Origin of the sequence: Marinobacter sp. THAF197a, from assembly GCF_009363275.1 — a bacterium.
GTDB lineage: Bacteria > Pseudomonadota > Gammaproteobacteria > Pseudomonadales > Oleiphilaceae > Marinobacter.
Genome location: NZ_CP045324.1, coordinates 4029551 through 4055576, shown reverse-complemented (window position 1 = coordinate 4055576; position 26026 = coordinate 4029551). Strand labels below are relative to the sequence as shown.

The window sequence follows — 26026 nt, the reverse complement described above, 5'->3', positions numbered from 1 at the left end:
GCCTTCGGCAGCCTTTCAACCAGTTGGGGAGTTCGTTTGTGGCCAGTGCGTTTGATCACCCTGTTCGACGTGAAAATACCTGCTCGGTCAAATTTGATGCCCGCCAGGCGGTGTTTGGCCGGGACGATGTCATTCCGGTTTGGGTGGCGGATATGGACTTTGCCGCGCCCGAGGCGGTCATCCGCGCTCTGACAGAGCGGGCGCAGCACCCGGTATACGGCTATACCCTGTTTCCTGACAGCCTGTACCAGGCAATGATCGACTGGTTTGCGCAGCGCCATGGCTGGCACATTCGCCGGGAGTGGATATTGATGGCGCCGGGGGTGGTGCCATCCCTGAATGCCGCCTGTATGGCCTATGCCGGACCGGGTGAGGGCGTGATTATCCAGCCGCCGGTGTATCCACCTTTCTTCAGCTCGGTGCGCCAGAGCGGTCGTGAAGTGATTGAAAACCCGCTGGTTCAGGATCCGCAGACCGGGCAGTACCGGATGGATCTGGAGCATCTCGAGCAATGCGCTGCCCGGCCCGATGCCAGGGTGCTGTTGTTGTGCTCCCCCCACAATCCGGTCGGCCGCGTCTGGACGGAAGCGGAGCTGAAAGAGCTGCTGGCCGTTGCCCGGCGCCACAACCTGGTGGTGCTCTCGGACGAGATCCACTGCGACCTGACCTATCCGGATGCTGCTCGGCACACCGTCCTGGCCAGCTTGGCCCAAGAGGATGATGCGCTGGTGACGGCGGTGGCTCCGAGCAAGAGTTTCAACATGCCCGGTCTTGGTTTGTCCGCCCTGGTGATCCCAGATCCGGAACGGCGCAAGGCCATGAAAGCGGTGTTTGAGTCCATGCACCTGCCCCAGTGCAACCCGTTCAGCATTGCCGGCTTTGAAGCGGGGTATCGCCACGGCGCCACTTGGCTGGACGAACTGCTCGGCTATCTGCAGGCCAATCGGGATTTCGTGGCCAACGCGGTGTTCCGGCGATTGCCAGGCATTGACGTTGCAGCGCCGGAAGGCACCTATCTGATGTGGCTCGACTGTCGGAGCCTGGGGCTGGATGATGCCGGCCTCAAACAATTTTTCGTTGAGGACGCCGGCGTGGGCATGAACCCGGGGTTGTCCTTCGGGCACACGGGCAGTGGCTTTATGCGCCTGAACATTGGCTGCCCGCGATCCGTGCTGGAACAGGTCATTGCCCGGATCGAGGCAGCGCTGGCTGGCTTATAGTGCCGGTTGCGACTGGATGGCGCAGTGGTCTTCCACCAGCTTCCAGTGCGGTGGCTCCTGGATACCCGGCATGTCGCCCTTGGTATCCCGGATGGCTTCCCAGATCTTGCCGCCATGGCTGACCTGGCTGCCGACGGAGTAACTCTCAGCAAACAGCCATTGTTCCGGGCGTTCGCAGAACTCTGTGTTACTGTCCGTCTGGGTAACGCCTTCCTCCACATCAGCCGGGTCTATGGGGTCGGGCGGCCTGTTTTCACCACCACAATCTGGCACCGAATGTAAGCGTTTCCAATCGAATGTGATACCCGGCTCCATACCCTCGTGAATTTCACGGGACTCGTACCAGTTGTCGTTGTGAAACACCACAGACCCCGCCGGGTAATAGCGGCTGGGCACCCATTCATGGTCTTCCGGATCACAGGCCTCGGCAGACGCCAATGCAGGCATGCCAAGTGCCAGGATCATCAACAACAGACCATAAAGTGTGCGGGCTCGCCTGATGCTGGTGGTGGCTTTCATCATGTGTCTCTCCCGTTTTGTTCCTGACTCCGAAGTGAATACGCAGCCTGTCGGCGACCGGTTCGCGTGGCCAACACCAGGCCTGCGAGAATCAGCAGGCCGCCAATCATGTGAAACGCGCCAAGCGACTCACCCAGAAAAATGCCGGCCAGTATGGATGCGAAGACCGGGGTCAGGTACATGAATATCGCGGCCCTGGCCGGGCCGATCGCATGCACGCCGTGATTCCAGAATGCGTAGGCAAGGATACCGGGGAATATGGCGAAATACAGTAGCGACATGGCCGTATTTCGGGTCAGCTCGAAGCCCCCGGCGAAGAAAAACAGGTCGACCAGGTAAAACGGCAGGATCACCAGCGTGCCCAGCAGAATCTGGGTGGTCAGGAAAGTAAGGGCCGGTAACGGCACCGCCTGCCGTCTGAGCAAGACCGAGAACAACCCCCAACTGAAGACGGCCGCCACCATGATCAGGTCACCGGGTTGTGCCTGAAGGCCGGTCAGAACCGAGAGCTCGCCACGGGCCACCACGGTCAGGATGCCTCCGATGGCCAGGGCGATGCCCAATGCCTGAACTGGCCGTGTGCGGTCGCCCAGAAGCATCCACGCCAGCAGGGCCACGAAAATAGGAATGGTGGCATTGATCAGGGCAATATTGGTGGCGGTGGTGGTGATGGCGGCGTAGTAGAGCAGTGAATTGAACGCGGCCACGCTGAAGGTGGCCAGTGCCAGCATCGAACCCAGGCGGGCACGGATGACCCGGCGATGATGCCACATGCCAGGGAAACCGAAGGGCAGCAATATGGCGAGGGCAATCACCCAACGCCAGAAAGACATCGACAGGGGCGGTACATGCTCAACCGTGCCTCGCGCGACCACGGCATTGCCGGCCCAGAACAGCGGCGTAAGCACCAGGCCCACATAGGCCAGGCCGGGAATTCGGGATAATATGCCAGAGTTTGCCGAAGACACATGAACTCCTGTGGATCATAGGCTGTCGGGTAAAACCCCTAGCATACTACTCTCCTGGAACTTCTGCCTCCGTACCAATGTGGTAGGCGGCGAAGCCGGCCATCACCACCTGATCAACCGCCATGCCGATGATCCGGCCGTTGGAGGTGGAGCGTATCGGGTGTTGCTCATTGGTAATCGGATCAGCCACATAGCCCAAGACCTCCCCTTCGGAGACATTGGCACCCAGGTTAATCTCGCTGAACAGAATGCCGCCGTGCTCGGCGCGCACCCAGGTGGAATCATAATAGACCGGTTCCGGATCGCCCCAGACAAACATCCTGGAGATCATGCCGTGTTTCTCCAGCAGGCTGTTGAGGCTATTTACCCCCGCTTCGATCTGATGCTCCTGAATTCGCAACGACTCCCCGGCTTCCATGGTCACGGCACGGATACCTGCCTGGACGGCTGCCGTGCGCAGCATGCCCGGGGAGCCGGAGCTGTGCACCACCGCCATGCGGTCAAACCCACGGGTGAATTCCGCCACGTCCGGATCGTTCATGTCGGCCCGCAGCTGGGGCAGGTTGGTGCGCTTGAGGGAACCGGTGTGAATGTCCACCAGCATGTCGCAGTGCCGAATAACATTCTCAAACAACGAGTAGGCCACCCGGTCGGCAAGGTTGCCGTCCTTGCGGCCCGGGAAAAAGCGGTTCAGATCCCGACGGTCCGGCAGGTACCGACTGCCCTGCTGGAAGCCGGTTAGATTGACAATGGGCACGCCGATCACCCGGCCACTGAGTTTCTCCGGATTGAGGTCGTACATGGTGCGGCGAATAATCTCGATGCCGTTAAGCTCATCGCCATGTACGGCGCCAGTCAGGCACAGGGTTGGCCCAGCATTCACGCCGTTGACCACCAGAACAGGAGTAATTTGTGACAGGCCGGCAATCTGGATCTGGGGGGACCAGGCCAGCCGCGTCGAGGTGCCGGGCAGCACTTCCTTGCCTAGCAGGGTGAAACTTTCGGCCGGCAGGGGTTCTACCGGCGCGTCGGCCTCGTCCTCAGGGGCAGACGTTTCCCCTTGTGCAGTATCCTGAACTACCTGAAGTTCCTCTGCAGACAGTTCCGCCCCCGGCAGGGTTTCCGGTTCCGGCTCGGGTTCCGGCAGGGGGGCCACCTCTTTCAGGTCGATGTTGGGGGCAATCTTGCGGGTAACGGGCACCACCACGGTGTTGACCGTTTGTGTTTGCTGGTTGGTGTCTGGCGCCGATGGTTCCTGTTCGTCGTCGCTGGCGTCGCCATCTTCGCCTGGACTGCGGCGGGGTTCAGAGCGCACCACATCCTCAACGTTTTCATCCTCTGCGAGTTGGGCCACCAGCACAGACGAATCGTTGGTGTCGGCCAAGGTGACCATTGGCAGGGCGGCAGCGAAAAGCCAGATCGGAAAATGTCGGATTGTGGAGTGTCTGGGCCTTTGAAACAGCATAAGTCCTCGAGTACCTGTCCAGTGGCCCCAAGGATAGGGCCCTGTATGGTTCATGAATACCGCTGTGACAGAGGTTTAATGCCACTTTCATGATCACGGGCCCATCTGTAATGGCCCAATGTGGTTGAATGTAATAACACTGCTATCTTTCAGAGATATGACTGTTATACGTGCCACGAGGAGAGAACTAAATGGACCTTTTGCGAATTCTGGTTGCGATTCTGTTACCGCCATTAGGTGTTTTTTTACAGGTGGGGCTGGGCAAGCATTTTTGGATCAACATACTGCTGACCATCCTGGGCTACATTCCTGGCATCGTGCACGCGGTGTGGATCATCGCCAAGAAGTAGCCCGGTACCAGGCTTAGTGAGTATGCCAGAGGTTGTCTGACTGGTATGCCCGTTGTTCTGCCTCAAGTTTGAGGAGGTGTGCCAGGGCTGATCGTGCTGCCAGTCCATGAATGGCCGCAGGCACATCGTCGTAGGCTTTCGCCGTCAGATCTTTCAGGGACACCGGCGCCAGGGCCTGAAGTGACCGGAAGATCTTGTGCTCCCGCGATAACCGATGGGTGATCAGGTAATCAATCACCGCCTCCGGTTGCCCCATCAGAAAGCCGTGGGCGGGCGCGATAAAGCGCACAGGCTCCTCCAATAGCTCGTACAGGGATTCCACATAGGCCTTCATATCGCCGTCCGGCGGATTGATCACCACCGTTGAGCCCTGCATGATGTGGTCACCGGAGAACAGCAACTCCTGGTCCGTCAGCAGGAAACACAGGTGGTTGGATGCATGCCCGGGGGTATGAATTACCTTCAGGATGCCCGCCTCGCTGACAATCAGGTCGCCATGCTCCGGCTCATCGTCCGCCTTAAAGGACTGGTCCTGCCCGGCGCCTTCCGGGGCCGGCCAGCCAAACACCCGGCATCCCGTTCGCTCCTTCAGCACCGACACTGCCGGTGAGTGGTCCAGGTGGGTATGGGTCACCAGCACCTGGTCCACTACCCCGCCGGTTACCTCCAGAATCGCGTCAATATGGGCGCTATTGGCCGGCCCCGGATCAATCACCGTAAACCGCTCAAAGCCCAGAATATAGGTATTCGTGCCCGGCCCGGTCATCATCCCCGGGTTCGGGGCCGTCAACCGTACCACTCCGGCTGCCACCTCAACCGGTTGCCCCGGCACGATTTCCGCCCGGGTGGTGCCTTCCCCATCCGGGTCCAGCTTGACCGCCTCATCGTAAGCCGGCGCGTTGGGTTCCAACATCACCGGCTTACCCTTGCGAAGCGCCGGCCAGGGATCGGTCGGGAACGCCTCCGGCGGATTGGCGTGGGCATAGCGCATCAACTCGGCGGTGGAACTGAAATCACACAACACCCGCAAGGTACGGATCGTCGGCAACCCCAACAACCGCTGCCCCGCCCGATGCTCCTCCAACGCCTGCGCCGGTGAAATCCACACATGATCAATCGTCTCCTGACCATCGTGCCCAGCCACTTGCCCTTCCGGCGCCACCGCCACAAAAAACCGCGTATCAAACCGCCGAGGCGGCCCCGGCGGCGTCACCCAATGGCTCAAATACGCCAACCGGTCCAGCGGCACCACCAGCCCATGCTTCTCACACAACTGCGCCAGCGACACCTCATCCCGAAACAACGCCTGCCGCTCACCATGCACCTGATGGTCTGCGCCAACCAGCTTGCCATTCGCATCCTGAGCCAGCAGAACCCCCGCCTCCTCAAAACACTCCCGAACCGCCGCCAACATGAAATCCGCGCCACCCTCATCCAGACTCATGGTCTGACTGATATCCGCGTCTTCAACACCCACAACATGCGGCTGCGCCTCCGACTCCTGCTCATTCACCGCCCCGCCGGGGAACACATAGTAACCGGGCAGGAAAATAGCCTCCCAGGTGCGTTGCAGCAGAAGCACTTCAATGCCGTTTTCGGTATCGCGGGTAAGAACCAGAGTGGCAGCCGGGCGAATATCCATAAGTAACTCTTATTATGACGTTTTATTGGGCGCATGCAGGAAGTCTGGGCGGGGCTTGGGGCTGGGCTTTCCAGAACTGTGCGGAGCCATGGATGGCGGAGCCCAAGCGTCACAAGGATGTGCCGAAGGAGCGTGTTCTGGAAAGCCCAGCCCCAAGCGCCGCTTACTCCGAAACAAAAAGCGCAGGAACAAGAAGCAAGATACCCGATAGCACCATAAGATGAGAAGTCACAACCGGAAGCGTATGATTCAGCCCAATCCAATGTTGAACCAGATCAGGACACCCCCGTGGCAAGAATCAAACTAGACTTTCCCGACAACGCCTTCAGCTTCGAAACCCGAATGCCCGTCAGAATCACCGACATCAACGGCGCCAACCACCTCGGCAACGACGCCCTGATCTCCATGCTCTCCGAGGCCCGCGCCCAGTTCCTGGTCGAACACGGCATCGAAGAAGCCGACCAGAACGGCACCGGCATTATCGTCACCGACCTGGCCACCATGTACCAGGGCGAATCCTTCTACCCGGACATGCTGCGCTTCGAAGTGGGCCTGATGGATTTCAACAAATACGGCGGCGATTTCGTGTTCCGGGTTACCAAAGCCGACACCGGCCAATCGGTGGCCATGGCTAAATACGGTTTTGTGTTCTTCAACTACAAAACCCGGGAAGTCACCCCCATGCCCGAGAGCTTCCGGGCCAGGTTTGCCGGCTAACGGTCCGGGTAATTCCGGCTTGGGCCGCCCTTATCCACACCCCGGAACAGGGCGGCCTTCGCCATCATATGGGCGCTGACTGGCGCAGTCACAAACAGGAAAACGGTCACAATCGCCTCATGCACAGAAAGCGCGCCGCGCTGGAAACTGAAAAACAGCAACGAGCCGATCAGCAAACAGCCCAGGCCAAGGGTGCTGGCCTTGGTGGGCCCATGCAGCCGCATAAAGAAATCCCGCAACCGGGCCAGGCCAACAGAGCCAATCAGCGCAAACAAGGCGCCGGCCACCAGGAACAGCGAAATCACCAATTCAAGAACGAACGGCATGGTTGACGCAGTCATTCGATCACATCCCCCCGCAACAGATACTTGGTCATTGCCACGGTTCCGACAAACCCCATCAGGGCAATCAGCATGGCAGCTTCAAACAGGATGCCCAGCGACAGCCGGATATCAAACAGCACAATCAACGCAATACTGTTGATCATCAGGGTGTCCAGCGCCAGGATCCGGTCAACGATGTCGGGCCCGATGGCCAGCCGGTAAAGGTTCAGCAGGATGGCAATCGCAAACACAGTGATCGCCAGGTTAACCGCCCATTCAATCATCGAAAATCTCCTGTAACGGTTTCTCGTAGTGCTCACGGATGTCCTGAATCAGCGCAGCCTCATCCTCGAGATGCAGACAGTGAATCAACAGGCACCGGCCCTCGCGATCGTAGTGGGCGCTCACCGTGCCCGGGGTGAGCGAAATGGTGCTGGCCAATATGGTCACGGCAAAATCGTCGGTCAGGGTCAGAGGGTAAGTGAAGAACCCTGGCTCCAGCTGCCGGGAATAGAACAGAATGCGCCGGGCGACAATCAGGTTGGATTTCAGGATGTCCATCAACAACCGGCCAAGGTAGCGCAGCAACCTACCCGGATGCTTGATCTTTGAACGCTCCGGCCAGAACGGCTGGGTGACCCGGGAAATCACCACCGCCAGCACCGCACCCAGCAACAGGTGGGCAAAGCTGAACTCATTCATCAGCAGCCATAACAGCAGCAGAAAGCCGGCGAACAGAGGGTGTGGCACCCAGCGCTGTAACCAGTTCATGGGGTGAGCCCTCCCGTTTTCGTGGCGGGCTCACCGAGCACCGCCTGAACATAGGCGGACGGATGATAGAGCTGGCCTGCGGTCGCGGTCATATACTCCATCACCGGCGCGGCAAACAGGGCGAGGGTGCCACTGATGCCGATAAGCACTGACACCGTGGCCACCCGCGCCGGGTCCAGCTTGCGGCGCTGGCGGCCGGTGAACGGCTCCGGTTTCCAGAACCAGCCGGAGCCGGCACGGCTGAGTGCGGCAATCATGAATAACCCGGCTAACAGTGTGATACCCCAAAGCCAGAGATAATGCGGATGCCCGGTGGCGTTTTGCAGCAGCCAGGCTTTGCTGATAAACCCGGAGAACGGCGGCAGCCCCGCCATACTGACCGCCGCCACCAGAAACAGCGTGCCCAGGGTCCAGCGATGGGTCAGAGGCGCGGTTACCGAGAGCAAGTCGTAGCCGTCGGCCCGCTGCCGGCCGATGAGGTCAGCCAGCAGGAAAAACACCGCGGCCAGGCAGGTGCTGTGCAGCAGATAGAACAGGCTGGCGGCCAGCACGGTGGCTTCGGCCATGGCAAAACTGGCCATCAGCAAGCCGCTGGACATAATCACCAGGTACGCCGCCATGGTACGCAGGCTGGCGGCCCCCAACACGCCAATGGCACCAAGGCCCAGGGTGGCCAGCGCCAGTGGCCAGAGCCACAGGAACACCCCGGCATTGAGGGGCTGCGTCGGGTCGAGCCCGAACACAACCAGAAGCACCCGCACCATGGCGTAAAAGCCCACCTTGGTCATGATGGCAAACAGCGCCGCCACCGGAGCGCTGGAGGCCGAATAGGCCCTGGGTAGCCAGAACAGCAGTGGCAGGATTGCGGCCTTGATACCGAACACCACCATCAGCAGCAGGGCGGCACCTTTGAGCAGGGTTTGGTCATCGGGGCTGGCGGCGGCAATCCGCACCGCCAGGTCGGCCATGTTCAGGGTGCCGGTCAGGCCGTAAAGAATGCCAAGGGCCAGCAGGAACAGGGCAGAGCCGAGCAGGTTGATGATTACATAGTGCAAGCCCGCCCGGCTTCTGGCCCGGCCGCCGCCGTGCAGCAACAGGGCGTAGGAAGCCAGCAGCAGGATCTCGAAAAATACGAACAGGTTGAACAGATCACCGGTCAGGAAGGCACCGTTAATGCCCATCAGTTGGAACTGGAACAGGGCATGGAAATGGGAACCCTCCCGGTCGCTGCCCCGGCTGGCATAGAGAACGCAGAACAGGGCCAGTAAGGCGGCCAATAGCAGCATCATGGCACTCAGCCGGTCCAGCACCAGCACAATGCCGAAGGGCGGCTGCCAGTTGCCCAGCCAGTAGGTGTGGTAATCGGTTTGAGCCGCAATAACCGCCCACACGCCCAGCGCCACCAGCAAACTGGTGGACAGAATGCTCCACACCCGCTGGCGGCCGATACTGGCCCGGTGGTTTACCAGCAACCAGGCGGCGGCCAGCATGGGGATGACGACCGGCAGAATCATCAGGTGGGTCATGGCCGGTCCTCGTTCGGGTTTTCGCCGTCTACGTGATCATTGCGCAGTTCCACGGCGGCTTTCAGGGACAACACCACCACGAAGGCGGTCATCGCGAAACTGATCACAATGGCGGTCAGCACCAGTGCCTGGGGCAGCGGGTCTGCACTGGATTCCGTCAGGCCGACAATGGCCGGGGCGCCGGTTGTCAGCCGGCCCATGCTGAACAGGAACAGGTTGACTGCGTGCGATAACAAGGTCAGGCCCAGCACCACGGAAAAGGTGCGGGCACGCAGAACCAGGAATACTCCACAGGTGGTCAGGATCCCCAGGGCGGCTGCGATCATCAGTTCCATCAGCCCACCTCCTTGCCTGGGCCGGCAATGGTCATCAGTTTGCCCAGGTTCGCGAGAATCAGCAGGGTTGCACCCACCACGGTGGTGTAAACACCCAGATCAAACAGCAGGGCGCTGGCCAGTTCAAACTCGCCAATCAGCGGCCAGTGCAGGTGGGCAAAGGTGGTGGTCAGGAACGGATAACCGAGCACCCAGCTGGCAACACCGGTCAGCAGGGCGATCAGCAGCCCCGCACCAATGAGCGAGCGGAAGTGCGTACGCATGCGCGCCTGGGCCCAGACCAGGCCACCGGCCATGTATTGCAGGGTGAGCGCAACGGCCGTGACCAATCCCGCAATGAAACCGCCCCCTGGCATGTTGTGGCCGCGCAGGAAAATATATGCCGATACGAGCAGGGCAATGGGCAAAGCCATGTGCGCCACCATCTGCAGGATGACCGGATGGGGCTCGGCTACCCAATGGGAGTGGCCGGATTCCGCCACCCGTTTTTTCAGGTTCAGGTTGCGGGTAAAGGCGAACACCGCCACGGCGGCAATGCCCAGTACCGTGATCTCACCCAGGGTATCGAACCCCCGGAAATCCACCAGGATCACATTCACCACGTTGGTGCCGCCGCCTCCGGGCACACTGTTGGCCAGGAAAAAGTCGGAAATGGAGTTTACCGGGCGGGTCAGCACGGCAAAGGTGAACGCGGCCACACCGCCGCCGGCGGCCAGGGCCACGAACAGATCCCGGGCAATTCGGGGAAAGCGGGATTCCTTGGGTGAGCTCTGTGGTAAGAACGACAGGGCCAGCATCATGATCACCACCGCCATCACTTCAACCGACAGTTGCGTCAGGGCGAGGTCCGGTGCGGAGAACCAGGCAAAGGTGAGGGTGACAAACAGGCCGGTGACCGACAGCAGCAAGAGGGCCGGCAGGCGGTGACGATGACACAGCACAACGCCCACGGCAGACAGGCAAAGGATACTGATGCCAAACACCACCAGTGGGTCCAGGGCGGTCATTGGCACAGGCCCGCGCCACCGTTCCAGGCCGCTCAGGCTCCAGGCCACCAGGGCGACGGTGGTTAACAGGATGAGTGCCAGGTAGCGCTGGAGGGAGCCGTTTTCCAGACGATAAACCAGCGTTTGCGAGAAGCGAATAGTGCGCTGCATGGCGGTTTCAAAAATGTCCTTGGCGTCCACCTCCGGTAACCGGGCATGAATGGCGAACAACGGCTTGCGGGCACTGTAAACCGCCAGCCCGCCGAGCATAGCCACCAGACTCATCATGGCAGGGGTGTGGGCGTTGGACAGGGCACTGAAATCATAGGCTGGTAAATGAGACACGGTGGTCTGCAGCACCGCCAGATGCACCAGGTGGTCGTAGATCCACTGGGGAACCAAGCCAACCAGCAACGATAACGTCGCCAGAATGGCCAACGGCAACAATGCGGCGGCTGGCTTACGCTTTGGCGGCCACACCGGCAGATCTCGTGGCTGGCCATTAAAGAAAACGTTGTGGAAGATGCGCACCGAATAGGCCACCGAAAACAGACCCGCTACGGTGACCCAGGCCGGGATCACCACATCCGCCCAGTGGGGTGACGTCACCAGCAGGCTTTCGGAAAACAGCATTTTCTTGCTCAGATAGCCGCTCATCAGCGGTAAACCAGCCATCGCGGCAGCGGGCACGATGGTGACAATCATCAGTGCCGGCATCCAGCGCCACAGGCCGTTGATCAATTGCATATCCCGGCTGCCGGTGGCCTGGTCCACGTAGCCCGCCATCATAAACAGGGGCGCCTTGAACAGAGCATGGCAGACCAGGTGGAACAGCGCCGCTGCCATGGCCATCTCACTGCCCATGCCGATCAGCAGGGTGATCAGCCCGAGGTGAGAGATGGTGGAATAGGCCAGCAAGCCCTTGATGTCATGCATGAACATGGCCACAAAGGCGCCCACCATCAGGGTGACCATGCCGGTGACGGTTACCAGCGCAAACCAGAGTTCGGTATCGCCCAGCGCCGGATGCAGCCGGGCCATCAGGAACAGGCCGGCTTTGACCATGGTGGCCGAATGCAGATACGCCGATACCGGCGTGGGTGCGGCCATGGCATGGGGCAGCCACAGGTGAAAGGGGGCCTGGGCAGATTTGGTGAATGCGCCTAACAGCACCAGGCTCAGCATCAGCGGGTACAGGCTGTGCTGTTTGAGCATCTCGCCCTGGGCGAGAATGTCAGATAACTGGAAGCTGCCGGCCATATTGCCCAGCAGCAGAATACCCGCCAGCAGGGCCAGGCCGCCGCCACCGGTAATCACCAGTGACATCCTGGCACCCCGGCGGGCGCCCCGGCTGGACCAGTTAAAGCCGATCAGCAGGAACGACACCAGGCTGGTCAGCTCCCAGAACACCAACATGAACAGCAGGTTCTCAGACAGTACGATGCCCAGCATGGCGGTCATGAACAGCTGGATCAGGATAAAGAAACGCGGGGCAGTGGCTTTGCCATCGAAGTAGTAACGGGCGTAAAGAATGATCAGGCAGCCAATGCCGGTGATCAGGGTGGCAAACAGCCAGCTCAGGCCGTCCAGCCGGAACGACAGGTTGAGCCCCAGTTGTGGAATCCACTGCACGGTGGTGACCAGCGCGTTCTGGTCTGAAGCCTGCGGCCAATGGCTTGCCAGCAAAAGGACGCCGGTAAAAGGTGCAACGGCAGCCAGAAGTGCGTGAGCACGGATGCTGGTGCCGGCAGAGCGGCGGCTCAGTAACCAGGAAGCAAACGCTCCCAGCACCGGCAGCAAAATGATGAGTCCTGGTAACATAGCGAGGCCGGTAGCCCGGAAGGAATATTTGGGTTAATTGTTCATCCGCCCGCAGCGATCAGGCTCGGGCGTGATAGCTAAAACAGATTACCGAAGACTAGCACATAAATTCATTGTTAACCGTCAAGTGGCCGGGTACTTTTGTCGCAAACGGGTCATTCCTTGGCGGTACAGACTGTACGCCATCAGTCCGGCTGCCAGGTTGCCGACCAGGGCCCCAGTCATCAACCCGGTGAGACCGGACACCTGAGCGCCCAGCCAAAGCAGGGGCAGGTAGCAGGCGAATAGCCGCAGGGTTGAGATCAGTAGCGCCCGCATGGGTAATCCCAGGGCATTGTTGATCGAAACCATCAGCATACAGACCCCCAGGCCGCTATAACTCAGCGGCACCCGCAGCAGATAGCTCAGCAGGATGTCCTGGACATCACCATCACGGCTGAACAGGGTGGAGACCAGCCCGGAGGCCGCCAGCCAAACCAGCCCCAGCACCAGTTGCCAGACCACCACAAAGCGCACGGCAATGCGCACCAGTTTGCGGATGTTGTCTAGCTCGCCGGCCCCGAGCATGCGGCCGATCATTGGCGGCATGGACATGGTCAGTGCCAGTACCACCACGATGGAGAAAAACTCTAGCCGGGTGCCTAGCCCCCAGGCGGCGACGGCGGCGGAGCCAAACCCGGCCACCAGCGAGGTGGCCAGCATGGCGGACAGGGGCGGCATCAGTTGGCTGACCATCGCCGGTCCCATGATGCCGCCGAGCTGCTTGATGGCTTTGGCCAGTTGCAGTTGCAGCAGGTCAAAGCGCAGCCATTGGCGTTTGACCAGTGCCGGGAAAACTACCAAAGAGCCAATCCCGAAGGCGGTGATGGTGGCCCAGGCAGCCCCGGGCAGGCCCCAGCCGAAGACAAAAATATACAGCGGGTCCAGGGCAATGTTGAGCAGGCTGGTGGCGATCATCATGTAGCCGGGTAACTTGGTGTCGCCGTTGGCCCGGCAGACGGCGTAGCCGAAGTAGAGCAAGGCGCCAAGCCAGGCGGACATAAGCCAGGGCACCCAGTATTCCCGGATGGTTGGCCGGAGTTGGTCTTCGGCGCCGAGGAAGTTGAGTATCCCGGTTTGTAATAGCCAGACTGAGAGGCACAGGATCAGCGCCAGGCTGGCGCCGATGCTGACGACGAGGCCGCCAAGGCGTTGGGCGCGGAGGTTGTCGCCCTGGCCCAGGGTTCTGGAAATGATGGCGGTGGTTGCGATGCCGAGGCCCACGTACATGCCGCTGACCAGTTGTTGCATGGGCACGGTGAAGCCCAGGGCGGCGAGGGGGTCGCGGCCAAGCTGGCCGACGAAGGCGCTGTCGGTGAGCTGGAAGGTCATCAGGGAGAGCACGCCGAACAGCATGGGCCAGGTCATGTGGTAGAGCTGGCGGGCCAGGCTTGGGCTTTGGGGTTGGTTCTGCACTTGGGGGTCGGTGCCTTGGGTTTTGGATTCTGGGCGTGGATTCTAACAGGTCTGGCTTCGGAGGAAGCACCCGGTTGGGGCGGGCTTTCCAAAACACGCTCCTTCGGCACATCCATGTGGCGCTTGGGCTCCGCCATCCATGGCTCCGCACAGTTTTGGAAAGCCCACCCCAACCGGGTGCCCTAACGCCGGAGTCTTGCCGGCGCAGCCCAAACTCGGAACGGGTAGTCCAAAACGATATCGAGGCTGCGTAAATGCTCTGGCCACCCGGTTGGGGATTACTTACAGAACCTTCAGCGCCGCTTCGTAATCTGGCTCGTTTTTGATTTCGTTGACCAGTTCGCTGTGCAGCACTTTGTTGTTCTCGTCGAGGACCACAACCGCACGGGCGCACAGACCGGCAAGGGGACCGTCCTGGATGGCGACGCCGTAGTCTTGCTGGAAGCTGTAGTTGCGGAAGGTGGAGAGGGTTTCAACGTTGTTCAGGCCTTCGGCTCCGCAGAAGCGGGCGGCGGCGAAGGGGAGGTCGGCGGAGACGACGAGGACGACGGTGTTGTCCAGGCTGCCGGCTTTTTCGTTGAATTTGCGGGTGCTGGCGGCGCAGACGCCGGTGTCGATGCTGGGGATGATGTTAAGAATCTTGCGTTTGCCGGGCCAGCTGTCGAGTTTTACTTCTTCTAGGCCGCTGTTGGTCAGGGTGAACGGGGCGGCGTTTTCACCGGCTTGGGGGAATTTGCCGCTGACGTCGATGGGGTTGCCGTCCAGGGTGACGTTGCTCATGGTGTGCTCCTTGTCTTGTGGTTTTGGATCTCTGCAATCTACTCTGTGTAGCTTACTTTGGATGAGTTTTCATCCCCTTTCAGTAATCCGTGCATAGCTTTAACCTCGGTGCAGGTCCGGGTAGGGGGCTTGTTTCCAAAACACGCTGTGAATACATCCGTGTACGCTCTGCTCCGCCATCCATGGCTCCGCAAGGTTTTGGAAACAAGCCCCCTACCCGAACTCCGGGCTTTCTCGCGGGTTTTCAATTTATTGAACGTTCGAGATTATTCTGACCAAAGGCTTTATCAGTTTGAACCAGCACTTTGAGCTTCAAAACCCGGTGCCGGGTATCGCTGTACTAGAAACAGGTAACCAATCAGGCCGAGCCCTGCGCATATCGCAATAATCGTGGCCATGACCAGTGGGGTGCCGTCGTGGAGGATGCCGACGAGGGCGCCGGCTGCTGCCGCTGCGGCCATTTGGACGAAGCCGAGGAGGGCGGAGGCGGAGCCGGCCATGGTGGGGTGGTTGGCTAATGCGCCGGCCATAGTTTGGGGCAGGACCATGCCAGTGCCGGCCATGAACAGGGCTTGCGGTAACACCACGGCCCAGGGGCTGTGGACGTTGTGGTAGGCGAGTAAGGCCATGGTGGCGCCGGCGGTGAGGGTGGTGGCCAGGCCGTAGAGCAGGATCTGGTCTGGCAGGTAACGCTTTGCCAGGCGGATGGAGGCCATGTTGCCGAGTAGGTAGCCACCGGCGGTGATGGCGGTGTACAGGCCGAAGTGTTCGGGGGCGACGCCCAGGACGTCGATCAGCACGAAGGCGGAGCCGGACAGGAAGGCGAACAGGCCTCCGTAGATGGCGGCGCTGGTGAGGGTGTAACCGATAAACGTCATGTCGGTGCTGATGCGGCGGTAGTTGCGCATGAGGTGGCAGAATCGGAACGGCTGGCGGTTTTCCGGGCGCAGGGGTTCGGGGATGCCAAAGGCGATGACGGCGACCATGACCAAGGCATACACGGCCATGACGATGAAGATCCAGTGCCAGTCCATGGTGGCTACGATGAAGCCGCCGAGCGTCGGAGCCACCGCCGGTGCCAAAGCCATCATGCCGGCCAGCAGGGCGAGAATTTTTGCCGCTTCCCGGGGCGTATAAACGTCCCGCACCACGGCTCTGCCGAGGACTGGTCCTGCGGAACCGCCGAGTGCTTGCAGGAATCGGAACAACTGCAATGATTCGATGTTGCTGGCCAGCGCGCAGCCAATGCTGGCGAGGGCGAAAAGCAGCATGCCGCCGATCATGACGGGTTTTCGTCCAAACCGGTCTGCCAACGGTCCACAAACAAGCTGGGCAAGGGCAAAACCAATCAGGTAAATACTCAGCGTGAACTGAACCTGATCGGTACCGGCATTAAAGTCAGCACCAATCTGCGGCAGCGCAGGCAGGTACATATCGATAGCCATCGGCCCAAGTGCCACGGCGGCGGCCAATAGAATGGTTGTCCAGATGCTGGTGAGTGCGAGCACGTCGATTCCTGACTTCGGTGAAGTGTCAGGTTGGGGGACGGCTTTCCAAAACACGCTGTGAATACATCCCTGTACGCTCTGCTCCGCCATCCCTGGCTCCGCAAGGTTTTGGAAAGCCGTCCCCCAACCTGACAGGCAACATTAGGGCGGGAAGTCTAGGACGATCGGCTCGCAAAAATAACGGCGTCCCCTTTCATGCAATACATGAGCAAAATCGATTGATTAATCGTGAAGACCGTTCATGGTGGCCGCCACGGAGTTCACCTGGTTGCGAACCCAGCGGTGGGCGGGGTCTGTCTGGTGGCGGCGGTGCCAGAGCATGAGTAAAGTGAAGGGGTTGTATTCAAAGGGTAGAGGCACGTAGGCGAAGTCTTGCATCAGCTGCGTGCTCATCCGTTCCGGGGCCGATGCCAGCAGGTTGGTACCTCTTAAAAAGGCAGGCAGTCCGGAAAAGTTTGAGACGGTCACCACGCTGCGCCGTTTCAGCCCCCGTGCCTCCATGGTGCTGTCCAGCCCGGGCTTCTCGCCAGTGGCGAATAGCACGGTGATGTGGTCGGCGTTCATGTAATCCTTCAGGTCAGCCGGCGCGTCACGGTGATTCTGGTCGTAGAACACCACCATCCGGTCCGCCATCAAACCCCGTTGCATGATATCTGTGGTTTCCGGCGCAAACGGACTGATCACCAGATCACAAGCCTCTTTGCGCAGCAGATCGGCATTGGGAATACCGGAGGGAATGACCTGCAAGTGAATACCCGGCGCCTGCTCCCGGAGCGTCTTCACCAAACCTGGTAACAAAAGATCCCGCTGGTAGTCGTTGGCCGCGATGGTAAATGTAAATTCCGCCGTCGCCGGCTCAAACGGCGGCCCCGAGGGCAGGGTGCGCAGGTCGTCCAGTAGCTGACGTATGTGCGGCCCGGTTCGCAGGGCATAGTCGGTTGGCACAATGCCCCGGCCGGATTTCACAAACAGTGGGTCGCCGAAGGCCTGGCGCAAACGCTCCAGAGTATGGCTTACCGCCGATTGCGTCACCCCCAACCGAACGGCCGCACGCGACACCCCGCCCTCGTCGAGTACAGCAACGAAGGTGGCGAGTGATCTCAGGTCCAGGTTCAACATATCAACAGGCTTCATGGTTGGCAGTTTAGGCGAGCGCAAGAGCCAAGTCATCAGGGAACCGGGCCTGGTTGATCGGTTTTGCCACTAAAGTCCGGTTGGTCTAAGTTGAGTAATCGTTCAATATTGAGGCGCACTTCCCCGGAACAGGAGCAAACATGAAAACCACTTTGGCGTTTGATGTTTATGGAACCTTAGTAGATCCGATGGGCATGTCCCGGCTGCTTGAGCAGGATGCAGGCGAGCAGGCAGCGGCGGTTGCCGGGCTCTGGCGGGAAAAACAGCTGGAGTTTTCGTTCCGAAAGGGCCTGATGCGAGTCTACGAAGACTTCGGCGTATGCACCCGCCAGGCGCTGCGCTATGCCATGGCCGTGCACCAGTTGGAGCTGAGCAAGGCGCGGGAAGACCAACTCATGGCCGCCTACCTGTCCCTCCCCGCGTTTGACGATGCCTTGCCAGCCCTGCAGGCCCTGAAAGGCCAATACCCTCTGTTTGCCTTCTCCAACGGCAGCTACCCCGCCCTGGAAAAGGTGCTCGGCCACAACAACCTGCTGGACCAGTTCGATGGCCTGGTGTCGGTGGATGACATCAAAAGTTTCAAACCCGATCCCGCCGTCTACACCTACGCCCGCCGCGCCACCGGCGCCTGGGATAGCCCCCTGTGCCTGGTATCCAGCAACGCTTGGGATGTGATCGGTGCCAGAGCGGCCGGGTTGTCAGCGATTTGGGTAAAGCGGGATGAAAACAGGGTTTTCGAAGACTGGGGCATAGAGCCGTCAGCAGTAATCCAAAGCCTTTCTCAACTTCCCGAGAGTCTCAAGGCTCTTAATACCTGAAAGCAGCTTTCAATAGGCATATCAAACAGTCAGCGAAGGCAGGGGTTGGAGAGGGGTTCCAAAACAATCAGGAAAACCACGTTTTCCGTTTTGGAACCCCTCTCCAACCCCTGCCGACAGACTCCGATAACGGGTCAGCCAGACCGAGCATCCAGCCACTCCGCCAGCTCCAGCCAGGAAGCCTTGGGCGCCTTACTCCCGGCCAGAATTCCCATATGCCCCCCAGGCGCTACCCGAAACGTCTTGTCGGTGGAACTGACATGATCCATCACCCGCTTCGCCGCCCCCGGCGTCGCCAAGGTGTCCTCCTGGCCGGCAATCGCCAGTAAGTTGGCATTCACATTCTCCAGCCGCGCGAAATCCTCGCCGATCTGGATCTGCCCCTTAGCCAGCTGATTATCAATCCACACCCGCACCACCGTATCCTGAATCACCCCGCCGGGGTAGGCCACCATCCGGTCCAGAAACGCCGACGTGGTGGCATGGTTGGTGACAAACTCCCGGTCACCCAGGCGCACAATCAGCTCCCAGTAACCCATCACACTGCCAATCGGATTGCTCAGCTTGAAACCGATGGTGTTGGCCCAGCCAGGTGTGTGAAACCAGTGCGGCTTCATACTGTGCAACTGAAACCCCGTGCGTTTGCGTACGACGCCGGCAACATCCGCGATGCGCTGGTACATCCATCCGATGGCGCCGGAGGCATGGCTGTCGATCGGCAAGCCCAGCACAATGGCATTGCGAATGTGCTGATCCTTGCTCAGGGCCGAGTAGAACAGCGTGAACATGCCGCCCATGCTCCAGCCGTGCAGCGACAGCTCCTGCTCGCCGCTGTGCTCCCGCACTCGGTTCAGATAGGCCGGCAGCAACTCCGCCACATAGGTATGCATGTTGTAGTGGGTGTGCTCCCGCTTGGGAATGCCCCAGTCAATCAGATACACCTCGAATCCCTTCGCCCTCAAAAAACGCACCAGACTGCGCTGGGGGAACAGATCGTAGATCAGCATGTTCACTGCCAGGGGCGGGATGATCACAATCGGTGTGCGATGGGTTGTGCGTTCCACCGGAATCACCAGATCGTCCAGCTCAATGAAATCCTCTTTCAGTGGCGGGTAGTAACGCAGGCTGACCAATCCGTCCGAATAGAGGGTTTCAAACGGGGTCTGGCCCGCCTGCACCAGGCTGGCGGCGCGAAACACCCGGTCAAAGGCGTTGCCGGCATAGAGGGTGCCCTGGCGAGCGAGGTCGGAGGTGATGTTGAGGGCTGTTTTCACGGGGTTAAGCATGTGTGTTTCCGTTGATACTTCAGTCACTGGTCCGGACAGGATAGGCGGGCAGTTGCTCGGGTGCCATGGCAAAACCGTCACATCTGGCCGGCATAATGGTCACTTCAGGCCACTGCCCAATCCTGTATCTCATTGTTATGATATCGGCCTTCCCGTAACTACAATGAAAACAGGATCCTCATGCTCAGTTTCTTGCCTGCCCCGATCATTGGCGTGCTCAACTCCATTCTGCTGGGACTCAACACCTTGTTCTGGTGCCTGCTGCTGTACATTCCGGCGGTGCTGAAACTGATCATTCCGCACAAGGGGTTCCGGGTATTGTGCACCAAAGCGATCATCTGGATCTCGGAATCCTGGGTGGCCTGCAACACGGGCTGGATGAAGCTGACCCACGGCACCCGCTGGCAGGTCACGGGTGCCGACAATCTCAAACGGGAAAGCTGGTACCTGGTGCTCAGCAACCACCAGAGTTGGGTGGATATCTTTGCCATGCAGCGGGTGTTCAACCGTCGGGCGCCATTCCTCAAGTTCTTCCTCAAGCAGCAACTGATCTGGGTACCGGTGATTGGTCTGGCTTGGTGGGGCCTGGATTTCCCGTTCATGAAACGCTACACCCGGGAGTACCTGATCAAGCACCCGGAAAAACGCGGTGAAGACCTGAAAGCCACCCGCAAGGCCTGTGAAAAATTCCGCTACACCCCGGTAAGCGTCATGAACTTTGTCGAAGGCACCCGCTTTACCAAAGCCAAACACGACAAGCAGAAATCCCCCTACCAGAACCTGTTGCTGCCGAAAGCCGGCGGCGTCGCCTTTGTGCTGGATGCCATGGGCGATTCCATCGACACCCTGGTAGACGTAACCATTGCCTACCCCAACGGCGCGCCTACCTTCTGGGATTTCATGTGTGGCCGGGTGCCGGAGGTCCAGCTGGATATCAGCACCCAGTTAATTCCGGAGCACTTGAAAGGTCGAGACTATTCCAGCGATGCCGAACATCGTCGGAATGTGAAGGAATGGCTGGGAGAGTTGTGGCAAAGCAAGGACCAGCGCCTGAGTCAGGCGCTGGCTGAGAGCGCGTGAACGAAACGGGTCAGGACTCGTCTTCGTCTTCCACCTCATCCGGATGTTCGCGCTTGTAGCGCTCCCATTCTTCCCAATCGTGAGGCGTCCCGGCATGGGGGCGCTTCAGGTGTTTGGCGTGATCCATCGCATTTTCACGAAGACTGTGATCACGCTCTTCCTCGTCTTTGTCGAAGCCGTATTTCTTCAGAAATTCCTGGGGGCTGATGGTCATGGTGCACCTCCCTTATTCGATCCCCCTTAGATATACGTGGTGCCAACGCCCCCGGTTTTAAAGTTCTGCCAGGGTTTGCAGCGCCAGTTCCTGGCCCACATCCCTAAGGGAAACCTGTCGCTCCCGCTTCTCAAAACCCCGGTCTGTAGCAATCCACCGACGATCGGCGTCGGTAGCTGGGGGCACGCCATTAGAGCTGACCATGGCCTGGATAGCGCCGTTGGTGACGTTGAGAACGCGAATCGTGAATTCATTGCCGGCAACCTGGCTGAGCTCCATCAGATAGTCCGCATGTTGGCTGAGCGCCCGCATTTCCAGTCGTGCCTGGTCTGGGGACAGACGTGAGAAATCGCCGTTCTCCAGGGCATTGTCGCTAATGCGCATGATGGCATCGCGGTCGACAATGGTGGCGCCGGCTCGGGTCAGCTGGGAGACCAATCCGGCCTGCAGATCAAAGGCCGGTGCCATCGGGGCAGAACGCCGTGCCCCCCGGGTTTCCACCTGGGCTGCACCACGGGCTTTGCCGTCCAGGCTCACGTTGCCGTCCGGAATGCTGCCATGCAGACTGCCTTGCTCTGAGACCACCACCCGCCGCTGGCTGGCCCAGTCGCTGACCTGATCGTTAAAGGCCCGGTTCCAGAAAACAGCGATCCTCGGATTGGAATTGCCCAGACCTGCCCGGAAGCGCTCAATAATCGCCTCGGCCGATTCGGTGCGTTGGGAGGCGTTGGCCTCGGCCCGCAGATCCTGCTCGGTCAGGGGTTTCTGATGCGGCGCCTTCATGGGCGCAGCCGGGTGATCGTTAGCCGCCAGCGCCACCATAGGCATCGCCCCAAGCAACAAGCCCGCAACCAGTGAGCGGTTCATCAGTTGATCTCCCGGACTTCAATGCGATATTTCAGTGGCTGGGTCGTGGTGGACAAGGTTTTGTAGGCACTGACGCTGTTGGCCGGAATGGTCGAGCGTTGCCACGTTGGGCGGGCATCTACCGGTACGCCATAGTCGTCAAAAAACTGGGTGCGAACCTCGATCTGGTAGTCGAAATCGGTGTGGTTACGCAGCACCGCGAATACCTCGGTGGTCCCTGTTTCGGTAGGGCGTTGGCCGTGGTTTTCAACCGACAAACGGTAAACGCGCCCGGCGTCCCGAATGCCGTCGTCCCAGGTGCGGCTGAGGTTGTAATCGGTGAACACCACGGTGTTGTATTCCAGCGGTGCCGTGCGTTCCGCGATATCGGTCGAATCCGCAGGTAAGGTATTGCAGCCTGCAACGATCAAGCCGGCGGCGGCTACAGCAATCAAGTTTCGAAACATGGTCTCTCTCCTTTTGGCGGCCGGGTTATGGCCGTTGGGACGTCGCAAGGGCCAGTCCTCGCCCCCGTCCGTCGAATCTGAATTCGGTGGTATCGGTCATGCCTGGAATGGCGTTGCCATTGGCATCCAGGAAGCGCACGGTCACTTGCTGGCCGGGCTCGGCCGACACCGGGATGATGTGCAGGGTGTCGGGCAGCGACTGCCAGTAACGGATATCGGCCCGCACGTTGGCGGAAGCAGACATACCCTGTGCGGCTACGCTGACCAGGCTGATGGCGGCAAAGCCTGCCCCCAGTACGCCCCCGGCGGAGGCACTGGCGCCGGCCAACAGGCTGTTCTGGCTGATATCGCTCAGGTTGGTGCCGATATCGCGGGTGGTTTCCTTGTACTGCACCTGGCCTTCCACAATACGGTCAATGGCGCGGCCGCCCCGGGTGGATGCCTGGAAGTAAATGTCTTCCATTGGGTACACCGTTTCCCACTGATCGCCGTGCTGCCACTGTGCGCCTACATCACTGAAGTTTCGACCGCGGCGGTACACCAATTGATAGTGGCCGACGCCATCACCCAGCTTGCGGGGCGAGGTGCCGGTTTCGACAATCAGCAGTGCATTGTGCTCGCCATTGGGGACAGGCGCATCCGGGCGGAAGGCCTGCAGTTCGGTGAAGTGCTGTTGCGCCAGCTGCTGGCTGTCCATCTGCAGGGCCGCCCAGCCGGCCAGGTAAATCAGCGCTGCAAAGTCAGAGCTGAACTGCTCTTCCTCGGCAAAGGCATCCTGCAGCAGGCCACCGATGAAACTGGCCCGGGCATTGCCGTAATCCCCCTGTTCCAGGAAAATCAGCCCCAGGTACAGATACACCATGGCCCGTTCGTAGGGTTCGCCCTTGAAGTCTTTTTCCGCCTCTTCGTACCAGATACTGCGGGCTTTACGGGCAGATTCATCGTCGGCGTACACGCTCTCGATGATCACGCGGGCACGGTCCAGGCTGCGCCGGGCTTCGTCCAGGTCACCTGCCCGGTACGCCTTCAGGCCGATCTCCATCAGGTTCAGGACCTCGTTGCGGCGCCCCTCCTCATACAGGTTCTGGTAATCCTGCCGAATGACGGTCGGCTTGCTGGCGACAACGGCCGCCTGCTCGCTGGTCAGGCCGGCGCGGTCGAAGGTCTTCGGCCCGGTGGCGCAGCCGGCCAGTCCGACCGACAGCACCGCCGTGGCCAGAACGGCCGGTTTGAACTCAGCGATAAACCACATCGTCTCGGCCCGCCTTGCGCATTTCGTACAGGCCACTCCAGACAATGGTGCCCAGCTCCATATCCACCATCTCGAAACTGATCTGGCTATAGCGAGACTGGGTGCCGTCGCTGCGATCGGAGGCATCCAGGGAGGTGATGCGGCCCGCCAGGCGATAATCCGCACCGGCCTGGGCTACGGTGGAGCGAATGGTGCCACCATCCACCGCACCATCACGTTTCAGGTCACGTTCCTGCTGCACCATGCCGGCGTATTCCCGGCCAACGAAAATCATCCGGCCATTGGAGGCCCGGTTCAGCTCAATGCGCAGCCGATCGGTAAGCATATTGGTGTTGACCACCGAGGAGCTCTCGTTACGCATGTATGCGTTGTCGATGATGATCCGGGGCGGAATGTCGCGCCCGGCGAGCATGCGGTTGGCCAGCATGTCCCGCATCATCTGATCGGTAATGGCCACGATGTCCTGGCTCTCGATGCCGACACCGCCCACTCGCCCGGTGGTCGAGGCATCTTCGTAAACCGTGGCCTTACCACGGGTGTTATCAATCTGGCCCGCGCAGCCAACCAGCAACAGAGAGGCTGCTGCCATGCCGGTGAACAGTGCCTTGGTGGTTCCCTTCATCATAAAACGTCTCCGGTTAATTGGTGGAAGCCAGTACGGAACTGAACTCCGGGTAAATCTGCGTGGCGGCGCGCATCGCATCTGTAAAGTTTGCGGTGGTGCCGTATTTCTGTTTCAGGTAGCGGGCCATATTGGGGAGGGAATCGAAGCTCCGGTCTGAGGCCGACTTGATGGCTTCCCAGCCGCCGGAGGCGGAGATGGCGCTCTCCCGCCCAACTTCCTTACCCACTTCGGCACCGACGGCTCCGCCAACCAATCCGCCCAGCCCGAAAGGAACAAAGTCCAGCGCCTTGTTGGCGGCGTAGGCCCCGGCTACGGCGCCAACAGCAGAGCCGGCAGTTGCGCCCATGTTTGCATTGTTAGCCAGATTGACCCATTCGGCCAGCACTCCGTCACTCGTGTAGGGACTCATAAATCGTCCGTTGTTGTCGTTGCGCACCAGACGTTCCAGTAGCTGTTCTTCGGTAAGCATGCGGCCCTGGGAATCCTGCAATGGGCCGGTTTTTGCTGCGGCGACGAGTTCGGAGGATCGTTCTGCGTTGGTCATGTAAGCCACAATACTGTCTGGAACACCGTTTTCGATCAGTATTTGATGATGTTCTTCGGTCATATTGGCGTAATAGGGCCACTGTGCTCTTTGCTGTGACTGCGCTTCCAGCAGGTTCGAGACCAGTGCTGGGTTGGTGTGGCTGAACCATTCACGGTATCGGGCTTCGGTTTGACGGGCGGTGCGATTCCATTCGGCCAGCTCTTCCGGGTAACTGCTGACCACTTTGCGTAACATCTCAGATTCGTCCTCACCGTTGTCCAAAGCGGCTTTAATCTGCCAGCCTTTCAGACCATCCGGGCCGATCAGCCAGGCCTGCCACTCCAGGGGAAGCAGATTGACGTACCCTGACAGGTTTGCGTATTGCTGGTGATACTCCATGGGGTTGTTTGCCGGAGCCAGGGCAGCAATTCGAGCGGTTGCGCGGGGGTGGAATAACGGAGCGCTACCAGACTTCACGAAGTTAGCCAGGGCCTCTGGATCGTTCTGGGGTACTCGCTCGTACAACGGCTGCTGACGAGCAATGGCATCGGCTATATTGCGTGCATGTATGACACCAATGGTGTTCTGCGTGTCTTCCAGATCAAGGCCGCCCATGTCATACAGTGACCCCATAAACAGCATGGGGGTTGGGAAGTACAAACTCATATATTCCTTGACCGCATAGTTCGCCGAACTATTGGCCAGTGTCTCGCCTTCCCAGGCGACGGTCAGCGTATCGGTGTAGTCATAGGATCCAACGGCGGGGATCAATGTGAGCGTCAAAATGCTCGCAACGAAATTCAGCCCCGACATGTCGTTGTACTGGGTTGCCTGGGATTGCACCACCTCTACGGTTGGCAGATCGTCCGATGCCGGTGTGAGCCAAGGGGTAAGAATCGGCGATTCGGTCTGGAAAGGCGCGGGCTGCTGGTAAGCGCGGGCGTCCCTATCAAGCGAGCTTTGGTCAATCTGATACACCATGCAGCCAGGTAACGCGAACGTTGCCAGTACCAACGTTGCTGTAGTTAGCCGCCCCCGGTCGAGGAATTTCTTCATTGTTTAGGTCCCTGACTGTAATGGCGCGCCTCTTTCGGTGACGCGCCTGATCTATTGACTGTCGCCGGATGTGACGTAGTCGATATTTGTGGTTACAAATACTTCATGATGCGAACTATTGGAATAGAGCTTTTCAGGCCAACAGGGAGATGGCAGGCAAAACGGAGGGCTATGGTGGATTATTGCTTTGAATTAATGACGAAAATCAAGAACGGGTGTCTTTGTAAAATATCGTAAATTTTTGAATCGAGCGCTGATTTTCCCTGCTGTTCAGCGCTTTTCCAGAAAAAATGCCGTGCGTCTGGATAATCTGCAACGCACGGTACGGTCTCTGAT

27 protein-coding genes are annotated in these 26026 nt (G+C 59.6%); 5 read left to right on the top strand and 22 right to left on the bottom strand.

Translation table 11 applies throughout. From position 1 onward, the window contains the following. The first annotated feature begins 38 nt into the window (after nucleotides 1–38). Nucleotides 39–1220, top strand: coding sequence for a MalY/PatB family protein (locus FIV08_RS18705; protein WP_228715564.1), 1182 nt, complete (start codon nucleotides 39–41; stop codon nucleotides 1218–1220). Here FIV08_RS18705 and FIV08_RS18700 read toward each other — a convergent pair. Genes FIV08_RS18700 through FIV08_RS18690 form a run of 3 tightly spaced genes read right to left on the bottom strand, consistent with a single transcriptional unit; the run spans nucleotide 1215 to nucleotide 4172 of the window. Further along, nucleotides 1215–1742 (bottom strand): carbohydrate-binding protein, encoded by a 528-nt coding sequence (locus FIV08_RS18700; protein ID WP_152439423.1) that lies wholly within the window; start codon nucleotides 1740–1742, stop codon nucleotides 1215–1217. The genes FIV08_RS18705 and FIV08_RS18700 overlap by 6 nt on opposite strands. Next, entirely contained in the window at nucleotides 1739–2707 is a 969-nt protein-coding gene (locus tag FIV08_RS18695) for a DMT family transporter (protein WP_152439422.1), read from the bottom strand. The genes FIV08_RS18700 and FIV08_RS18695 overlap by 4 nt, the downstream gene beginning before the upstream one ends. A 46-nt stretch (nucleotides 2708–2753) precedes the next feature. Beyond that, nucleotides 2754–4172, bottom strand: a complete 1419-nt coding sequence (locus tag FIV08_RS18690; protein ID WP_416376901.1) for a succinylglutamate desuccinylase/aspartoacylase family protein — start codon at nucleotides 4170–4172, stop codon at nucleotides 2754–2756. Nucleotides 4173–4363: 191 nt separating this feature from the next. On the opposite strand from FIV08_RS18690, the gene FIV08_RS18685 reads away from it, so the two are divergent. Further along, on the top strand, nucleotides 4364–4522 hold the full coding sequence (locus FIV08_RS18685; RefSeq protein WP_068351496.1) for a YqaE/Pmp3 family membrane protein: 159 nt from the start codon (nucleotides 4364–4366) through the stop codon (nucleotides 4520–4522). A 13-nt stretch (nucleotides 4523–4535) separates the two neighbouring features. Here the strand turns inward: FIV08_RS18685 and FIV08_RS18680 are convergent, their stop codons facing one another. After that, nucleotides 4536–6164: an MBL fold metallo-hydrolase gene (locus FIV08_RS18680; RefSeq protein WP_152439421.1), complete on the bottom strand. Its 1629-nt coding sequence runs from the start codon at nucleotides 6162–6164 to the stop codon at nucleotides 4536–4538. A 288-nt stretch (nucleotides 6165–6452) separates the two neighbouring features. Here FIV08_RS18680 and FIV08_RS18675 point away from each other — a divergent pair, with 288 nt between their 5' ends. Next, nucleotides 6453–6881 carry a thioesterase family protein gene (locus tag FIV08_RS18675; RefSeq protein WP_061331993.1) on the top strand — a complete coding sequence of 143 codons (429 nt, stop codon included), beginning with the start codon at nucleotides 6453–6455 and terminating at the stop codon, nucleotides 6879–6881. Here FIV08_RS18675 and FIV08_RS18670 read toward each other — a convergent pair. From FIV08_RS18670 to FIV08_RS18625, 10 genes are all read right to left on the bottom strand, one after another. After that, nucleotides 6878–7207, bottom strand: coding sequence for a Na+/H+ antiporter subunit G (locus tag FIV08_RS18670; RefSeq protein ID WP_072678092.1), 330 nt, complete (start codon nucleotides 7205–7207; stop codon nucleotides 6878–6880). The genes FIV08_RS18675 and FIV08_RS18670 overlap by 4 nt on opposite strands. Before the next feature lie 11 nt (nucleotides 7208–7218). Beyond that, on the bottom strand, nucleotides 7219–7488 hold the full coding sequence (locus FIV08_RS18665; protein ID WP_058090815.1) for a K+/H+ antiporter subunit F: 270 nt from the start codon (nucleotides 7486–7488) through the stop codon (nucleotides 7219–7221). Continuing rightward, entirely contained in the window at nucleotides 7481–7975 is a 495-nt protein-coding gene (locus tag FIV08_RS18660) for a Na+/H+ antiporter subunit E (RefSeq protein ID WP_106696101.1), read from the bottom strand. Before FIV08_RS18660 ends, FIV08_RS18665 begins: the two co-directional genes overlap by 8 nt. Further along, nucleotides 7972–9501 carry a monovalent cation/H+ antiporter subunit D gene (locus FIV08_RS18655; protein WP_152439420.1) on the bottom strand — a complete coding sequence of 510 codons (1530 nt, stop codon included), beginning with the start codon at nucleotides 9499–9501 and terminating at the stop codon, nucleotides 7972–7974. The genes FIV08_RS18660 and FIV08_RS18655 overlap by 4 nt, the downstream gene beginning before the upstream one ends. Further along, nucleotides 9498–9836, bottom strand: coding sequence for a Na+/H+ antiporter subunit C (locus FIV08_RS18650; protein WP_061331990.1), 339 nt, complete (start codon nucleotides 9834–9836; stop codon nucleotides 9498–9500). The genes FIV08_RS18655 and FIV08_RS18650 overlap by 4 nt, the downstream gene beginning before the upstream one ends. Then, on the bottom strand, nucleotides 9836–12643 hold the full coding sequence (locus tag FIV08_RS18645; protein ID WP_152439419.1) for a monovalent cation/H+ antiporter subunit A: 2808 nt from the start codon (nucleotides 12641–12643) through the stop codon (nucleotides 9836–9838). Before FIV08_RS18645 ends, FIV08_RS18650 begins: the two co-directional genes overlap by 1 nt. Before the next feature lie 123 nt (nucleotides 12644–12766). After that, nucleotides 12767–14098, bottom strand: a complete 1332-nt coding sequence (locus FIV08_RS18640; protein ID WP_228715455.1) for an MATE family efflux transporter — start codon at nucleotides 14096–14098, stop codon at nucleotides 12767–12769. 282 nt (nucleotides 14099–14380) lie between these two features. Further along, nucleotides 14381–14878 (bottom strand): thiol peroxidase, encoded by a 498-nt coding sequence (tpx, locus tag FIV08_RS18635; RefSeq protein WP_152439418.1) that lies wholly within the window; start codon nucleotides 14876–14878, stop codon nucleotides 14381–14383. 287 nt (nucleotides 14879–15165) lie between these two features. Beyond that, a complete protein-coding gene (locus tag FIV08_RS18630; protein WP_152439417.1) occupies nucleotides 15166–16386 on the bottom strand; it encodes a Bcr/CflA family multidrug efflux MFS transporter in 1221 nt (406 codons plus the stop codon). Between the two features lie 222 nt (nucleotides 16387–16608). Next, on the bottom strand, nucleotides 16609–17520 hold the full coding sequence (locus tag FIV08_RS18625; protein WP_152439416.1) for a LysR family transcriptional regulator: 912 nt from the start codon (nucleotides 17518–17520) through the stop codon (nucleotides 16609–16611). Nucleotides 17521–17660: 140 nt separating this feature from the next. Between FIV08_RS18625 and FIV08_RS18620 the strand changes: the two genes are divergently transcribed. Next, nucleotides 17661–18338, top strand: a complete 678-nt coding sequence (locus FIV08_RS18620) for a haloacid dehalogenase type II (RefSeq protein WP_152439415.1) — start codon at nucleotides 17661–17663, stop codon at nucleotides 18336–18338. Between the two features lie 134 nt (nucleotides 18339–18472). Here FIV08_RS18620 and FIV08_RS18615 read toward each other — a convergent pair whose 3' ends face one another. After that, nucleotides 18473–19624, bottom strand: coding sequence for an alpha/beta fold hydrolase (locus FIV08_RS18615; protein WP_152439414.1), 1152 nt, complete (start codon nucleotides 19622–19624; stop codon nucleotides 18473–18475). Nucleotides 19625–19804: 180 nt separating this feature from the next. Between FIV08_RS18615 and FIV08_RS18610 the strand changes: the two genes are divergently transcribed. Further along, complete coding sequence (locus FIV08_RS18610; protein WP_152439413.1) at nucleotides 19805–20704, top strand: acyltransferase; 900 nt, start codon at nucleotides 19805–19807, stop codon at nucleotides 20702–20704. Nucleotides 20705–20714: 10 nt separating this feature from the next. Here the strand turns inward: FIV08_RS18610 and FIV08_RS18605 are convergent, their stop codons facing one another. From FIV08_RS18605 to FIV08_RS20000, 7 genes are read right to left on the bottom strand one after another with little or no spacing between them, the layout of a single operon-like run. Then, nucleotides 20715–20918 (bottom strand): hypothetical protein, encoded by a 204-nt coding sequence (locus FIV08_RS18605; protein WP_058090804.1) that lies wholly within the window; start codon nucleotides 20916–20918, stop codon nucleotides 20715–20717. A gap of 57 nt (nucleotides 20919–20975) precedes the next feature. Further along, nucleotides 20976–21785 (bottom strand): hypothetical protein, encoded by an 810-nt coding sequence (locus FIV08_RS18600; protein ID WP_058090803.1) that lies wholly within the window; start codon nucleotides 21783–21785, stop codon nucleotides 20976–20978. Continuing rightward, nucleotides 21785–22231 carry a YcfL family protein gene (locus FIV08_RS18595; RefSeq protein WP_058090802.1) on the bottom strand — a complete coding sequence of 149 codons (447 nt, stop codon included), beginning with the start codon at nucleotides 22229–22231 and terminating at the stop codon, nucleotides 21785–21787. Before FIV08_RS18595 ends, FIV08_RS18600 begins: the two co-directional genes overlap by 1 nt. Nucleotides 22232–22256: 25 nt before the next feature. Then, a complete protein-coding gene (locus tag FIV08_RS18590; RefSeq protein WP_152439412.1) occupies nucleotides 22257–23483 on the bottom strand; it encodes a hypothetical protein in 1227 nt (408 codons plus the stop codon). Further along, nucleotides 23467–24108: a CsgG/HfaB family protein gene (locus FIV08_RS18585; RefSeq protein WP_058090800.1), complete on the bottom strand. Its 642-nt coding sequence runs from the start codon at nucleotides 24106–24108 to the stop codon at nucleotides 23467–23469. The genes FIV08_RS18590 and FIV08_RS18585 overlap by 17 nt, the downstream gene beginning before the upstream one ends. A 13-nt stretch (nucleotides 24109–24121) precedes the next feature. Next, the gene (locus FIV08_RS18580) at nucleotides 24122–25690 is read right to left on the bottom strand and encodes a hypothetical protein (RefSeq protein WP_058090799.1); all 1569 of its coding nucleotides are present in this window, start codon (nucleotides 25688–25690) and stop codon (nucleotides 24122–24124) included. Next, a complete protein-coding gene (locus FIV08_RS20000; RefSeq protein WP_152439709.1) occupies nucleotides 25599–25790 on the bottom strand; it encodes a hypothetical protein in 192 nt (63 codons plus the stop codon). Before FIV08_RS20000 ends, FIV08_RS18580 begins: the two co-directional genes overlap by 92 nt. Nucleotides 25791–26026: the final 236 nt, after the last annotated feature.